The organism is Lachnospira multipara LB2003 (assembly GCF_000702205.1).
In the GTDB taxonomy this organism is placed as follows: Bacteria; Bacillota; Clostridia; order Lachnospirales; family Lachnospiraceae; genus Lachnospira; species Lachnospira multipara_A.
The window spans coordinates 34869-51581 of the sequence record NZ_JNKW01000009.1 but is presented as its reverse complement, the minus strand read 5'-3'; the positions used below and the strand labels follow the sequence as shown (position 1 = coordinate 51581).

14 protein-coding genes are annotated in these 16713 nt (G+C 32.7%); all 14 read left to right on the top strand.

Annotated elements, in window-relative coordinates; genetic code table 11:
• Positions 1–326: 326 nt before the first annotated feature.
• A complete protein-coding gene (locus T537_RS0106865; RefSeq protein WP_031556858.1) occupies positions 327–1454 on the top strand; it encodes an AAA family ATPase in 1128 nt (375 codons plus the stop codon).
• A 306-nt stretch (positions 1455–1760) separates the two neighbouring features.
• Positions 1761–2360 (top strand): DUF1653 domain-containing protein, encoded by a 600-nt coding sequence (locus tag T537_RS0106855; RefSeq protein WP_031556856.1) that lies wholly within the window; start codon positions 1761–1763, stop codon positions 2358–2360.
• A gap of 18 nt (positions 2361–2378) precedes the next feature.
• Complete coding sequence (locus T537_RS0106850; protein ID WP_027438387.1) at positions 2379–3752, top strand: citrate/2-methylcitrate synthase; 1374 nt, start codon at positions 2379–2381, stop codon at positions 3750–3752.
• Between the two features lie 76 nt (positions 3753–3828).
• Complete coding sequence (locus T537_RS0106845) at positions 3829–4866, top strand: D-alanine--D-alanine ligase family protein (protein ID WP_031556853.1); 1038 nt, start codon at positions 3829–3831, stop codon at positions 4864–4866.
• A 68-nt stretch (positions 4867–4934) separates the two neighbouring features.
• Positions 4935–5270, top strand: a complete 336-nt coding sequence (locus T537_RS0106840) for a DUF5640 domain-containing protein (protein ID WP_031556851.1) — start codon at positions 4935–4937, stop codon at positions 5268–5270.
• Between the two features lie 346 nt (positions 5271–5616).
• Positions 5617–9690 carry a polysaccharide lyase domain-containing protein gene (locus T537_RS0106835; protein WP_031556849.1) on the top strand — a complete coding sequence of 1358 codons (4074 nt, stop codon included), beginning with the start codon at positions 5617–5619 and terminating at the stop codon, positions 9688–9690.
• A gap of 222 nt (positions 9691–9912) precedes the next feature.
• Positions 9913–10089, top strand: a complete 177-nt coding sequence (locus T537_RS12855; protein WP_155895242.1) for a hypothetical protein — start codon at positions 9913–9915, stop codon at positions 10087–10089.
• Between the two features lie 11 nt (positions 10090–10100).
• Positions 10101–11141 (top strand): ATPase, T2SS/T4P/T4SS family, encoded by a 1041-nt coding sequence (locus tag T537_RS0106825; RefSeq protein WP_051637179.1) that lies wholly within the window; start codon positions 10101–10103, stop codon positions 11139–11141.
• Positions 11142–12608: a hypothetical protein gene (locus T537_RS0106820; protein WP_031556845.1), complete on the top strand. Its 1467-nt coding sequence runs from the start codon at positions 11142–11144 to the stop codon at positions 12606–12608.
• Positions 12609–12894: 286 nt separating this feature from the next.
• Positions 12895–13236 (top strand): hypothetical protein, encoded by a 342-nt coding sequence (locus tag T537_RS0106810; RefSeq protein ID WP_031556843.1) that lies wholly within the window; start codon positions 12895–12897, stop codon positions 13234–13236.
• Between the two features lie 49 nt (positions 13237–13285).
• The gene (locus T537_RS0106805) at positions 13286–13696 is read left to right on the top strand and encodes a hypothetical protein (RefSeq protein ID WP_031556841.1); all 411 of its coding nucleotides are present in this window, start codon (positions 13286–13288) and stop codon (positions 13694–13696) included.
• 54 nt (positions 13697–13750) lie between these two features.
• Entirely contained in the window at positions 13751–14374 is a 624-nt protein-coding gene (locus tag T537_RS0106800; RefSeq protein ID WP_031556840.1) for a phosphatase PAP2 family protein, read from the top strand.
• 166 nt (positions 14375–14540) lie between these two features.
• Positions 14541–16019, top strand: coding sequence for a xylulokinase (gene xylB / locus T537_RS0106795; RefSeq protein WP_031556838.1), 1479 nt, complete (start codon positions 14541–14543; stop codon positions 16017–16019).
• Positions 16020–16040: 21 nt separating this feature from the next.
• Positions 16041–16694 (top strand): fructose-6-phosphate aldolase, encoded by a 654-nt coding sequence (fsa, locus tag T537_RS0106790; protein ID WP_027438395.1) that lies wholly within the window; start codon positions 16041–16043, stop codon positions 16692–16694.
• Positions 16695–16713 lie beyond the last annotated feature (19 nt).

Below are 16713 nucleotides of genomic sequence, written 5' to 3'. Positions count from 1 at the left end.
TTTTGTTAAATATAACCCAATAGAGCTCGTAAACACGGGCTCTATTTTTATGTCACAAAATTTTAGGAGTGGCACGTATTAACGATGTAATAAAAAATACTTTTTTTATTTTGTGTCGACTTATAGTTGTCACAAAATTTTAAGAGTGGCACGTATTAGAGATGTGAATGAAAAAACGCATAAAAGATACAAAAAACATGTCACAAAATTTTAAGTTTGGCACTTATTTATAATATCAGCTTGAATATAGAGACTTTATGTTAAGTGAAGAGTCAAACGTACAATTCAAACTAAATGAATAATAATAAAGAAAGGTGGTATTCAAAATGGATATTAATAAAGATTTTAAAAAAGTGCAGGAACCCAGAGTCTTAACACTTGCAAGCATGGAATACGAAACAACAGTTAAGAACGAAATATATGAATGGTTTCAGAGAACACCATTTTCAGAGTTTTACAATGAGATTTCAAAACGTGTCATAGGTCAGGATTCTTTAAAATTAGTTCTTGCAAATGTGTACAATTACTTAAGTGGAGTGTTAAATGGAACTCCTATAAAAAACAACATGTTACTATCAGCCCCATCAGGTTGTGGAAAAACAGAAACATATAGGGCATTAAAGGATTATTTTAGTAAACAGATTCCTAGTATGTACGTTTATATTTATGACGTGTCAGCAATAACATCAAACGGATTCAAAGGACAAGATGCAAATTCAATCTTAATTCCATTTTTCCAAGAAGGAATTGAGAACCCAGTGGGAATCGTATTTTTAGATGAATTTGATAAGAAGATGGTGCCTGTTTTTAGCGGTACTGGGGAAAATGTTAATCGTGAAGTGCAATCTGGAATGCTCACTATCATTGAAGGCGGAGAGGTTCGTGGTCCAAAAGGATTAATGGTAAATACAGATAAATTAATGTTCGTTGGATTAGGTTCTTTTGACTTGTATCGAGAAAGCTGTAACAATAAGCCGAACCAAATTGGATTAGGCTCGGAATGGTCTGATAAAAATAAGGAGCACTACAAACCATTAACTCGTGATGATATGGTAGATGCAGGAGCTTCAAGTGAAATTATTGGACGTTTCCCATACATTGTGAACTATGAGCTATTATCTGAAGAATCAGTTGAAAAGGTTATTAAAAAGTGCGTAAATGAAGCTACAGAAAGCTTCAACTTAAACAAGCTCGTAATAGAAGAGCCCGTTCTTGAAAAACTAAAGAAAAGCGCCAATTCGAAATATGGTTGTAGATTAATTGAAGCAACTCTAAAAGAAATAATTCTAAAAGCGTATACTGAAGCGATGATAAATGCTCCTGGATATGGAAAGCTATCAATGAAAATAAAGGACATTAATGATGTAAAAACAAAATGGGGAAAGGCGGAATTTGAAAGACCAATCACGTTCCAGGAACAACTTGCTCGGGCTGTGGAGGAACTTGAAAAGTAATTAATGATTCTAAAGAAAGTGAGGGCGTATTACATGAAGATAAAATTAGGACGAGTTACACTTCATACGGGGATGTTGTTCAGTGAATTTCAAAACAAATTCCAAAACGCATTTCATTTGTCAAATCCATATGAAGTTAATGAAGCTCTTTTTTTATGCGTATTTGTCTCATTTTTTTGAATTCTATCTATCTATTTGTAAATATGTATATTTTATAGTAAAATATATTTAATTCATAATCGGTTTTTTGACAACTAAAAATTTATCTGATTGAAATTACTATATTCATTTTCGGGAGGAATAAAAATGGCTAGAGAATTAGTAAAAGGCGGATTTTATAAACATTTTAAAAATAAATTATACAAGGCAATTGATGTGGTTTATCACTCAGAAACAAAGGAAGCTCTTGTGTTATATCAGGCATTATATGGTGATTTTAAGCTATATGTAAGACCGATAGACATGTTTCTTAGTGAAGTCGATCACAAAAAATACCCAGAAGTTAAGGCAAAATATAGATTTACATTGGTAGATATTGATGCAGAGGGGAATGTATCTGATATAGAAGAAGACACAGCTAGTAAAACTAGTGCAAATGCAGGAAATACAGATTATATAGCCAATGAAACTAGTGCAAATAGCGAAGCTAGAGAGGATAATTTACTTGTATCTAATACTAAGCGTGTTGGAGAATTAGTTGAGAGATTCCTTGATTCTAAGGAATATGAAGACAAATTAGATGCATTATTACTACTTAGAAGCAATATTAATGATGACTTAATTGATCTTTTTGCTGAATCCCTTGATATTGTAGTAGATAAGGGGGATTTAAATACAAGGTTTAAATCATTAAAGTCAGTGCTTGAGGCACATACTAAGTATGAAGGAGCAAGGTTAAGGAGATAGAAAACTGGAGGGCAACTAATGGAAGTTACGGAAAAGAATTTTTCACAAATTACGCAGGATATAAAGGACTTGGCCACAAAAGCAAGAAATAATAATAAGATACAGGAACCACTTTATGAAAAATATCAGGTTAAAAGAGGACTTAGAGATTTAAATGGTAAGGGTGTACTTACAGGTCTTACAGAAATCAGCGAAATAGTTGCTAGTTATACAGATAAAGATGGAGTTTCACATCCTTGTGATGGAAAGCTTTATTATAGAGGCATTGATGTTGAAAATCTCATAGCTGGAATTACAAGTGAGAAAAGATTTGGTTTTGAAGAGGCAACATATTTACTTATGTTTGGAGAATTACCTAATCAAAAGCAATTAGAGCGCTTTACAGCTATGCTTGGAGATTATAGACAGATTCCTCCAAACTTTGTTAGAGATATTATTATGAAAAAACCAAGCAAGGATATAATGAATGCCCTTGCAAGAAGTGTACTTATGCTATATTCATATGATTCTAGGGCAGATGATGTCTCAATTCCTAATGTGGTTAGGCAAAGTATGCAGCTTATATCAGAATTTCCATTGCTTGCAGTGTATAGTTATCAGGCCTATAAGCAGTCAACTTTTGGAGGCAGCTTAATTATTCACGAGCCTAGACCTGACCTATCAACTGCAGAAAACATACTTCATCTATTAAGACCGGATAGCGAATATACTAAGCTTGAGGCACAATTACTTGATGTGGCATTAGTTCTTCACGCAGAACATGGTGGTGGTAATAATTCTACTTTTACAACTCATGTTGTTACATCATCAGGTACAGATACATATTCTGCTGTGGTTTCTTCCCTTGGTTCTTTAAAGGGTCCAAGACATGGTGGAGCTAATATAAAGGTTGTTAAGATGTTTGAAGATATTAAAGAACATGTTAAAAACTGGGAAGATGAGGATGAATTAACAAGTTATCTTGACGAAATTCTTCATAAAAAAGCTTTTGATAAAACTGGACTTATTTATGGTATGGGACATGCAGTTTATTCCCTTTCAGATCCAAGAGCTAGAGCTTTTAAGGGTTATGTAGAGAAGCTTTCAAAGCAAAAAGGTAAAGAAGATGAGTATCGTTTAATGACTAATGTTGAAAGAATTGCAGCTGAATTAATTGCTAAGGAACGTAAAATCTATAAGGGTGTTTCAGCTAACGTGGATTTTTATTCCGGTTTTGCATATAAAATGCTTGGACTTCCTATGGAACTTTACACACCTATTTTTGCTATTGCAAGAATATCTGGATGGAGTGCTCATAGAATCGAGGAATTAATTAACTGTGGTAAAATTATTAGACCTGCTTATATGAATGTACAGGATAGAAGGGAATATATTCCTTTAAAAGATAGATAGTGAACAAAAAGGACATTTAACTAGTTACATTGAACAAAAAGGACACAATAAATATTTATAAAAGTAGAGGTGGAATATGAATATTGTTGTTTTATCTGGTGGAGTTAGTAGTGAACGAGACATTTCTTTGTTAAATGCACAAAATATCTGTCAATCTTTAAGAAGACAGGGGCATAATGCTAATATTCTTGACTTGCTTTATGGAATTGATGATTCAAGAGTAGATAATTTTTTTACAGAGAATAACAGCTTGCTTGACGAAGTAATAATACTTAAAAATAAGACTGCAACTGTTAAAGATGAAGTAGAAAAGAGAAAAAAATACAGACAGGGAATATTTGGCAAAAATGTTATTGAGTTATGCATGCAGGCTGATTTATGCTTTATATGTGTAAGTGGCAAGGTTGGTGAAGATGGCCATCTACAAAGTGTCTTTGATTTATATGATATTAACTATACAGGCTCTGGTCAGATGAGTTGTCTTTTATCTCTTGATAAGAGTTTAAGTAAGAAAGTTCTTGTTCCAGGTGGAGTGGTTATGCCTAAGGGCTTTACCTTAAAGAAGGGTCATAGGGCTGAATATGTACCATTTCCTTGTGTGGTTAAGCCAAGTATGTCAGGCTCAAGCATTGGAGTTTCTATTGTAAATAACGATGAGGAATTCCAAAGAGCTATTGGGGATGCCTTTGCTCTTGATGATAATATTATTGTTGAAGAGTATATTAAGGGCCGTGAATTTGCTGTTGGTTTCCTTGAAGGTAAGGCTCTTTCCATTATGGAAATAAAATATACTGGCAACACAGGCTTTAATTCCCATAAGAACAAATGGGATCCAGATTTGGAAAATGAAAAGGTGTGTCCTGCAAAACTAGATGAGGATACCACAAGAAAAATGAAGAGAATTGTGGAGAAAGCTTGTGATATTCTTGGAATTGAACATTATGCTAAGGCAGATTTAATAATGAGTGAAGAAGGAGATATTTATCTTCTAGAAGTAAATAGTCTTCCTAATATGTTAGATACCAGTGTTTTCCCTAATATAGCGGCAGCAGATGGAATACATTATGATGAATTAATAAGTAGAATTATTAAAATGACAAGAAGATATGTGTAAAAATCCTAGACAAGATAGAAAAAAATATGTATATTAAAGCATGTCAAAAAATTTATTGGAGGATAAAGATGAATAAGTTAAAGAAGATTTTTGCAATGAGTTTTTGCACAGTAATGCTTTTTGCTTTAGTTGCATGTAAAGGAAACTCATTAGTGGGAACATGGTCAGGATCTGAGGATGATATTTCTTACACATTCGTATTTGAAAAAGATGGTAAGGGCTCACTTGATTTAAGCGGAGTTTCAATTCCATTTGAATACGAAGTTAAAGATGATGAAATCACAATTAAGATGACTTTACTTGGACAGACTGAAGAAGATAAGTATCAGTACAAGATTTCAAAGAATAAATTAACTATTACAGATGAGACTAATGAAGTTATTGAACTTACAAAGCAGAAGTAATAAGGAATAATGTATATAATTTTTAAGGGGCTAATGTAAATCATTGGCTCTTTTTTTTATAGGTAATAATGCACTATTAAAATCTTTTCAAAAAAGGATTAATGGTAAATTTGCCTAAGACCGATTATTGCTAAAAATACCCCCATTAAAGTGGGTGGAGACTGTTTATGTGCAAAATGTATAATATTTATGTCGGGGAAATGTATTCCTTGGTTAATTTATCTAGTAAGGTGTTTATGGAGCGAATATTATAAATGGGGTGGCATTACATAAAGCTTTTAAACACCGCTAGATATATTTTTTAAAATTTTTGTAGAATTTGACTAAAATATTAGGGAGGTAATTTATGTCAAGAAACAAAAAGAAGTACAAAGCAGTAAGGGTTGCCGCTTCTTTAATGTCCGCTCTTATGGTGACAAGTATGTATCCAAGCATTGGCTACATAGGTGCTTTATCACCAATAACAGCAGTGGCAGCAACAACTGATACTAAGGAATCTAAACTCACATGGACATCACAGGATTTACTTGCAACGGTAGGTGTGGATTCAGATTCTAATCTTGTTTTACGAGGAGAGGGCTGGTCTAGTAATACAGCAACAGATGATAAGACCTTTGCAGATGGTTTTTCTGCAATAGGAGAGAACGCTAAGGCAGGTTCTGCTAAAGCAAGTACCAATGGAAAGAATGCAACTGGTACAATACCTGATGGTGGTTGCTATTTAGAATATAAGGCAACAGCCAAAGGAAGTGTTTGTATTGATGCTAAGATTGGTAAGGGTAAGACATTTTATGTTGTTGACTCAGATGGAAATATTGCTACAAAATTTGAGAATACAGGAACTTCTTCAGCATTTGAGTCAGTGGAATTTAGTGTAGAGGAAGGAAAGACATATTATGCTTATTTAGCAGGAGCAACAGCTCAAATTTGGCAGGTAACATACAATCCAGTTTCAGATGCTAAGCAGACACCTTGGGATGAAGTAGAGGCACCATATGTTACAGGCATTGATGAAGATGGAATGGATTTAGTTGTTAATTTTGAGGGTACTGTAGATAAGCTAGTTGGTGCAGATAATTTACAGGTAACACTTTATTATGAATCTAATGGTACATATTATGAAGTGGATACAGTAGCAATTAAGAATAATACAACTAAGAGCGCAAGATTTACACCTCTTTGGAGTGGAAACTATAAGGCAGTGGTAGCTGCACAACGTAGTGGAGAGGCAGTTAAATATTCTAATGAATTTGTAAAAACTGGCTATGTTTTAGCAGTTAAGCAGCCAGTTATTGAATCAGTTATTTCTAATGGAGATGGAACTGTGTCAGTTGACTGGATGAATTTAGAGGATGCTGATAGCTATGAATTATTAGCAAAAAGTGCAGATTCATCAGATTTTGTTAGCTTAGTTAAGACAGAAAATGCTAACGCTAAAGTAAGTCTCCCTGCTGGTAGTTATGATTTTAAGGTATTAGCAACAAGAAATTCTGACGGATATGTTGCTGAATATGTAAAATCAGGTGTTGAGGTTAAGAACACTGAATTTAGAACATGGAATATAGCAACAATTGGTTCTGCACAGGAAACTAATGCTGTAATTACTGACAAGAATGGAGATGTAACAAGCATTAATATTTCTTCAAAGGATGAGGCAGAAACTAAGATTGGCCATGTAGGAAATGTTTGTGATGTGTCTAATACAACAGGAAACATTGAAATTAAGGGTGCAAGTAATGGTAAGATTTCTGATGGTGAGGAAGGATTTCAGTATTACTATACAACAGTAAATCCTAATGAGGAAAACTTCGAACTTTCAGCTAATTTTGAAATTACAGATACATCTTTAACACCAGATAACCAGACAGGTTTTGGTATTATTGCTTGTGATATGGCTGGATATAACTTCTTTGGAGCACCAGATTATGTTCATAAATATTTTAATTCAGTTTCAACACAGATGTATTCAAGCAAGGGACAGTTTATTGGTCAGAGAATAATTACAGGATATACATCTACTGATACAACAAGCTATGATGGTGTAACTCGTAACACAATTCAGAATAAAGCTAATGGTGAGAAAGTAGATTTTAGTGTTGGTAAGACATATAACTTTACATTAAAAAAGACAAATGATGCATGGGAATCATATGTAAATGGTGTAAAATTATCTAATTCAGATCTTTCATGCCTTTCAGTTCAGGAAGATGGCTCAATTACAGTAGGTGTTTTTGTAGCTAGAAAGGTATCTGTAAAGATTAGTGATATTAAATTTACAACATCTAGTTCAACAGGTGTTGGCCAGGGTAAGGAAGCAGAAAAAATAAATCCAAGTGCTAGAGTATATTCAACAAATATCTCTGCAGTAAAGGATTACGAATTTATTTATTCACCTACAGTTTCTGGTAACGTAAAGGTCTTTAACGTAGATGGAAGTGTGGCTTATGAAGGTCATTTAGATGCAAATGAAGTTTTAAGAACTAATGTAACACTTACAGGAGCATCAAATCCTATTAAGTATGAGTTTACACCAGATGCAAATCAGGACCTTACATCATATGATGTATTACAGGGTCAGATTACAGTAAATTATAAGACTGTTGGTAATGTAAATGATATTCTTTATGTATCACCAGATGGTAAGTCTAGTGCCACAGGTACTAAAGATGATCCATTAGATGTACAGACAGCTGTTAATTATGCACAGCCTGGTCAGTATATCTTGTTATTAAATGGTAGCTATAAGGGCAATCAGTTAAAAATTGCAAGAAGTAACTCAGGTACAAAAGATGCTCATATTAAGTTAGTAGCTGAAACACCAAATAAAGTTATTTTTGAAGGAATGGGAATTAGCTTAACAGGTTGCTATTGGGATATTTATGGAATTTATGTTCATAAGCCATCTGCTGTAGGAATCCAGATTGGTGGTAACTATAACACAATCGAAATGTGTACAGTAGAAGGCTCAGGAAATACAGGAATTCAGATTAGTCGAAATGATGGTGCTGAAAGAGAAGCTGGTATGAGTGGCTTATTATGGCCTTCATATAATTTAGTAAAGAACTGCGAATCATTTGATAACTGTGATAGCGGAAGAAACGATGCAGATGGTTTTGCAGCTAAGTTAACATCAGGTGTTGGTAATGTGTTCTATGGTTGTATTGGACATAACAACATCGATGATGGTTGGGATTTATTTGCTAAGACTATTTCTGGTGAAATAGGTATGGTTCAGATTATTAACTGTGTAGCCTATAATAATGGCTGGTTAACAACTGATGATACAACAGCTCCAGGATATGTATTTGGTGAAGGTAACGGATTTAAGCTTGGTGGCTCTTACATGAAGGGTGGTCACGAACTAATTAATTCAGTAACATTTGCTAATAATGGTAAGGGTATAACATCTAATAGTTGTCCTGATTGTAAGGTATTTAACTGTACATCATATGGCAATGCCCTAGGAGATGACTCTTATTACAATGTTGGTCTTAACACAAAGGCTAGCTTACTTAAGGAATGGGATGTAAAGGGTCTTATTTCAGTAACAACAACAGCTAATACAACAACTTCAGATTTAATTCCATTTTCACTTGTAACAGATACTAACTATATCTTTGATGGTGAGAGTGCTCATAATAATAAGGGTGTTGTAGTTAGTGATGATTGGTTTGAATCAACAGACACTTCTGTTCTTCCAACAAGAAATGAAGACGGAACAATTAATATGCATGGTTTACTTGTATTAACAAGTAATGCAGCAGCTGGAACAGGTGCTAAGCTTGATGTAACATCAGATAATGCTAAATCACTTTATCCTGAATTTAAGTCAGATAGAGTTACATATCAGATTATAGATGGTGCAAATCAAACTATTAATCTAGGCGATAGTTTAACAGTTAGATCAGAAGCTGATTTTGCTAAATTTGACTATGTATCAATTGATGGTATAAAGCTTGATGCTAAGGATTATACAGTTGAGAGCGGTTCAACAATTGTTACAGTAAATGCTGATTATTTAAAAGCACTTGAAATGGGAAATCACGTAATTGTAGTAGGCTCTACTGATGGCGATGCAACAACAAGCTTTGTTCTTAACAATACTGCTACAAATCCTGATGATAATAAGGAAGATGCAGGAAATACAGGAAACACAGATAATAAAGATAACACAGGAAATGCAGGAAACACAGATAACACAACAATTCCTTCAGATGCTAAAGAAGAAGGAGAAGTTGCAGCAGATAATGCTAGTGTTTCAAATACAGTAGATACAAATACAAAGACAGATGCTAGCACAGTAGCAGCAGACACAACAAAGACTGCAGATGCAAGTCCAATTATACCTATTAGTATCTTAGTTCTTAGTTCAGGAATGGCGCTTCTTTTACTAGGAAAGAGATCTAAGGAACTCAATTAAATATGGTTTTATCTTATAATCATAGACTTCCAAATTATGAGGGGCACTTAGGTGCCCCTTATTTTTTTATGAATTAATAGGACTAATTATTTTTTTATCTTTACTTTAAATTAATCGTATGATAACATTTCTTTTAGAAAAGCTTTTCTAATCTTTTTTCTTAAGGTTAATTCTTAAACCTATGTTCCCAATTTTTATTTTTTATACAAAAGGAGAAATTATATGCATGAAATAATTGAACATTACGGTAAGGTTATTATTGCCTTGGCAGGAGTTTTGGCTGCAACTATTTTAACAGCAGCAATTGTGTCTATTGTAAGTACTAAGACTAAGACAGCAGTAGATAATATTTCCTACGAACAACAAATACTAAATGCTGTGGAAGTTGAGACAAAATAAAGAGGTTTTATATGATTAATGAAGAACTAAAAGAAGTTCTAGCAAATAGGAAGAACGAGTTATTTAGTGAGTTAATCGATGAAATTAATGATGAAAATATAACTGATATTGAATGGGACGGCTATAATTTATGGATTACAAAACTTGGTGAGGGATGTAAAATTTCTTCAAAGAAACTATCAGATCGATATGTTGATAATTTAAGTATCAAGTTGGCTAATATTATGGAAGTCCCATTTAATAGAATTCATCCTATTCTAGAAGCTAATACAAAAACTTTGCGTATTTCAATTTGGCACGAGTCTAGAAGTTCTAAAAAAAGTGTCGCCATTAGAAAAATCCCAGAAAAATTAAGGTTTGGACATGAGAGTCTAATAGAAAGTAATTATATAAGTGAGGAGCTACTTAATCTACTTGAAAATAGTGTTATAGCGCATTTAAGTACTGTAATAGGTGGACAGCCTCATGCAGGAAAAACAGAACTTTTAAAGTATCTATCCACTTTTATTCCAGCCTACGAAAAGGTAGGAGTATATGAAGATAATCAGGAAATCCATTATAGAAAACTAAATCCAAATAAGAAATGTGTTGAATTTTACGTGGATAACAAGGTTTCATATGCAGATATTATAAGGGCTGGTCTAAGGCATAATATAGATTGGATATTACTTTCAGAATCAAGAGGCGATGAGGTATTAGATCTGTTAAATAGTTTATCTACAGGAGCTAATTGTATGACAACCATGCATCTTGATGATATTCGCGATATGCCAGATAGAATGTTTAATATGCTTCGTAATTCCGGTGTGTCTGATAGATTCATAAATAATATTTATAAGTATATAGATTTAGTAGTCTTAGTAGAATGTGATAAGTATGAAAAAAGAAAGGTCACACAGGTAGGTTTTTTAAATAGAGACAAGAATAATGAATGTGTAGTTATCTATGATAATGGTGAAATTATTAATAAAAATCTACCAGAAAAAGTTAAATTTAAGTTCTTAAGATATGGAATTACTGATCCATTTAAGAAATACAAAAGAGAGGATTAAATGAAAAAAATAATAAGATATTTCTCATTTAAGAGCCTTATAAATGATAATCTAGAGCTAAAGGATTCTTTTAAACTAAAGGTATATATTAGATTTCTTTTAGGATTTTTTGTACTTGGAATAGTTGCAGGTTTGCTTTTTCAATTAAATCTAATATGCATAGGCATTATTGTTTTAAGTGAATTTTTCATGGTGCCATATATAATCAAAAGGATTTATAGTGCTAAGTATAATGAGAAAAAATTTAGAGATGTGGATATATATCTTCACCAAATGCTTTATTCTTTTTCTAGATCTCAAAAAATAGATATAGCATTAAAGGACACTTATAAAATAGCTGAGGGAGAGTTAAAGGAATGCATAAAAAAGGCCATAAACGAGCTTTCTTTTGGAGTCAGTGAAGATGTATATAAGGATGCTTTTGAAATAATCGAGGCTAAATATGGATGTGACAGAATGAGAGCTTTGCATAGATATTTATCCTTGGTTGAAACTAAGGGTGGCAGGTATAAAAAATCCCTACAGGTGTTAAATATGGATTTTGATGCTTGGGTTAGTGGAGTTTACAAATTTATTAGTGAATTAAAAAAGATAAGAACAGATACAATTATAGGAGTTGTAATTAGTATAGGACTTGCTTTAGTCACGTCTACTTTATGTATTATGCTTGGAAAATTTGGACAGATTATAAATATAACAAAGAGCTTAGAATATAATATATCAACCACAGCTTTTTTAATAGGATGTCTAATTTTTACAACCTGGACTATTGGAAATTATAAGGGAGATTTTTTAAGCAATCAAAGAACAGATAAACAAATCTTAGTTAATTATAAAAATGCTTTTAAGATTGATTTAAAAAAGCTCTATCTAAAAAGCTTACCACTGCTTTTCGTACTTTTACTAGCTAGCATAATTCTGTTTTTATTTAAGTTTAAGATATATGCCATTTATTTTACTATAGCCTTGTTACTTGTCTTAATTCATCCAATAAGGCTTAAACAAAGGGCAAAAAAAATTGCGCTTGATGACTTAAGAGATGGCTTTACTTGTTGGCTAAGAGACTTAAGTTTAGGACTTTCAAGAGCACCTTTATATGTGGCATTAGAACAGTCATATAAGGAATGTCCTGTGATTTTAAAGGAAAATTTGAATGTGTTTTTGAATAAATTAGACATGGAGCCTATGGCTGTTGAACCCTATTATGAGTTTTTAAGTGAGTTTGATTGCCTTGATGTATTAACAGCTGTTAGAACTCTTTATTCCATTAATGATATGGATAGCGAAAGCGCGGATGAAACAATTAATATGTTAGTTGAAAGAAATAATGAATTAGCCCTTAAATTTGATGGCGATAAATATAAGAATATTACAAGCAGCTTAAGGTTTTTAGAATATTTCCCAACCTTTTTAGCAGCAATAAAGATTTCTATAGACTTAATTTTAGTAATTACAATGTGCTTGTAGTTGATGGTAGCTTTGTAAATGCAGTAGTAAAGAAAGGACATGTATGGAAAATATTTTAGAAGAATTTGGTTCGTGCCTGGTCGCAATTATAATGGGAAGTTTTGTTGTGGGGCTATTTGTTAAGGTTTTAATAGGTATGTAATATGGATGAGATTATAAAAAATTATGGTGAGGTAGTGGTTACATTACTTGGTTTAGCTCCAGCTTTTGTGCTACTAAATTACACTATATTAAAGTTAGGGGCTTGTGTTTTAACCATACTCCCCTAAATGAGTTAAGGATTTTTATGAAAAGTGTATTAGAGAGTTATTTTTATTTATTGGTAATAACTTTGATAGTGATATTCTCAATTGATCTTATTATGATTAATCAAAGGGTTTCAAAGATTAATTCCCTTGCAAGATATACAGAAAGCCTAATAGAAATTAATGGAGAAGAAGGCTTTAAAATGGCAGAGGAATTAGCTAGTAAAAACAATGCTAGTATAAGTTTTGAGTATTATGATTCTACAGAGGATTACCTATATTATGAATATACTATTAATTATAGGATTATAGCTGGCAGCTTTAAGATTAATAAAATATCAAGCTTAGAGGGATTAGTTAGATATAGAGCCTATAAAAAATAGAGTATATAAATTAAGAATTATATGCTAAGTGCTTTTTTTGGAGGTTTATTTGAGAGTAATTATAAGCTGTTCTAGTTTAGTATGTGTACTCTTTTTATGCGTAATGATTAATAGCGTAATTATTGATAAAAATGTAAAGCAGGGTGAATTAATCAGGTGTCTAGATAGTAGCATAGAGTATTCTTTTGATGTGGTTTGTAATGATTATAAAGACAATCTTATAAAGATACTATTTGAAAATAAAGAGTTAATGGCTTATGAATTAAGGCAAGAACTTGAAAGCGTATTAGAAGAGAGAACAAATTATAAATGTTTATATGACATAAGAATTACAGATATAGATTTATTAAGAGAGCAGTGCAGCGTAAGAATAAATATGACATATAATGTTGCATTTAATAAAAAGGAAACATATTGTTATAGAAAAAAGCTAGACGCAGCTAAATTTCAATTTGACTAAACAATAGCTATAGCTTAAGATTAGTGGGTAAAAACAAAAAAGAGGAGGCTTTTAATGGATCAATTTTTTAATACCCTTAATGGTAATGAAATTCCAATTCTTAAGTGGTTTGCTAGCTTACATAATCCAGTAACAGACCCAATAATGTATGTTATAACAAAATTAGGTGATAAAGGTATATTATGGATTTTATTAGGTTTACTTATGCTTACAGTGTTACCTAAGAGATATAGAAAGGTAGGACTTACAGTAGCCCTTGCTTTAATATTCTCTGTTATTATGTGTAATGGTGTTATGAAAAATGTCTGTCAAAGAGTGAGACCTTTTAATTTTGATAATTCATTATTTGATACGCAGCTATACAACGTGTTTGCATCAATTGATGATTGGTCATTCCCATCAGGTCATACATCTGCTTCATTTGCTGCTGCCTTTGCTATTATTCTTTGGAATAAAAGAGAAGGCGTATGTGCAATGATTATGGCTGCATTAATAGCACTTTCAAGATTATATCTTAACGTTCACTATCCAACAGATGTGTTAGTAAGCTTAATTCTTGGTTCTATTTATGGTATTTTAGCTTATTTAATTATTAAAGCAATTCTTAATAAGTCTGAAAAATTAAAAGCTATTTTTATAAATGGTGAAAACTACAAAACAATTTTTACAAAAAAATAAGCTAATGGTTTCTAAATGAAACTTACAAAAGGATGCATTTTTTATGCATCCTTTTGTAGTTATAAAATAATTTTTAAAAGTGATTGAATGACTATTCTTAAAGTGCTAGAATAAAATTAGCTTTTATAAAAGCACTTTCTAAAAGTAATATTATATGGGAGGTAATATGAAATTTATAGGTATTGATCTTGGTACCTCTTCGGTTAAGCTTTTGCTTATGAATGAGGCGGGAGAGATTCTTAATTCTGTTTCTAGAGAATATCCAATTAGTTTTCCAAAGCCAGGTTGGTCTGAGCAAAATCCAATAGATTGGTATAATGAAACAATTAAGGGAATTAAGGACTTAATTAAAGGGGTTGATAAGGCAAGCATTAAGGGATTAAGTTTTGGCGGACAGATGCATGGCCTTGTTATTCTAGATGAGAAGGATGAGGTTATTAGACCTGCAATTCTTTGGAATGATGGTAGAACAATTAAGGAATGTGAGTATCTTAATAATGAAATTGGAAAGGATAAATTAAGTGAGTATACAGCTAATATAGCCTTTGCTGGTTTTACTGCACCTAAGATTTTATGGCTTAAGAATAATGAGAAGGAAAGCTATGATAGAATTAGAAAAATCATGCTTCCTAAGGATTATTTAGCATATCGACTTACAGGAGTTTTTTCAACTGATGTATCAGATGCTTCAGGTATGCTCTTGTTTGATGTAAAAAATAGAAAATGGTCTAAGGAAATGCTTGATATTTGTGGTATTTCTGAAGATGTTATGCCAAGAATTTTTGAAAGTTATGAAAAAATCGGAACACTTAAAGAAGATGTGGCAGATGAGCTAGGACTTGGGTGTGACGTGGTAGTTGCAGCAGGTGCAGGGGATAATGCGGCAGCAGCTGTAGGTACAGGTACAGTAGGGGATAGTAAATGTAATATTTCCCTTGGTACTAGTGGAACAGTATTTATTTCAAGTAAGGAATTTGGAGTAGATAGTAAGAATGCACTTCATTCTTTTGCTCATGCTGATGGAAGTTATCATTTAATGGGATGTATGCTATCTGCAGCTTCAACTAATAGTTGGTGGATGGATAAGATACTTAATACTAAGGAGTATGGAAAGGAACAAAGCACAATAGGGGATGATGACCTTGGTAACAATCATGTCTATTTTTTACCATACTTAATGGGTGAGCGTTCACCACATAATGATCCTAAGGCAAGAGGCGCTTTTATTGGTATGACTATGGATTCAACAAGAGCTGATATGACACAGGCGGTATTAGAAGGTGTGGCATATGGACTTAGGGATTGCGTTGAGGTAGCAAGAGCACAAGGTATTAATATACAGGAAACATATCTTTGCGGCGGTGGTGCTAAATCTGAGCTTTGGTGCAAGATAATAGCTAATGTATTAAATGTTAAGGTTATTAAGCCAGTAAGTGAAGAAGGCCCATCCATGGGGGCTTGTATGCTAGCTATGGTTGCTTGTGGTGTTTATAAAAATGTAGAGGAAGCAGTAACAAAAATTGTTAAATATAGTAAGAGCTATACTCCAGATGAGCAGATAGTCTCACGCTATAATGAAAGATATAAGGAATTTAAGATGCTTTATCCAGCACTTAAAGATAGTTTTGCAACAATGATAGATTAAGATTTTAGGGAGGAAGAAAAAATGAGATTTTTTATTGACACAGCTAATGTAGAGGACATTAAAAAGGCTAATGATATGGGAGTTATTTGTGGTGTTACTACAAATCCATCACTTATTGCTAAAGAGGGAAGAGACTTTAATGAAGTTATAAAAGAAATTGCAAGCATTGTTGATGGACCTATTAGTGGAGAGGTTAAGGCAACTACAACTAATTCAGAAGATATGATAAAAGAAGGAAGAGAAATTGCTAAAATTCATCCTAATATGGTTGTAAAAATACCTATGACTGTTGACGGATTAAAGGCAACTAAGGTATTATCTAGTGAGGGAATCAAGGTAAATGTGACTTTGATTTTTACAGCAAATCAGGCTTTACTTGCAGCTAGAGCTGGTGCAACTTACGTTTCTCCATTCCTTGGAAGACTAGATGATATTTCACAGCCAGGTATTAATTTGATTGAAGATATCGTAGCTATTTTTGCTAATTATGATATTAGTACTAAGATTATTGCAGCAAGTGTACGTAATCCTATTCATGTTACAGACTGCGCACTTGCAGGTGCAGATATTGCTACAGTTCCATATAAAGTAATAGAGCAAATGGTTAACCACCCACTTACAACTGCAGGTATTGAGAAATTCCAAAAAGATTATATCGCTGTTTTTGGTGAATAAAAAATAAGAGAGGTGTAGA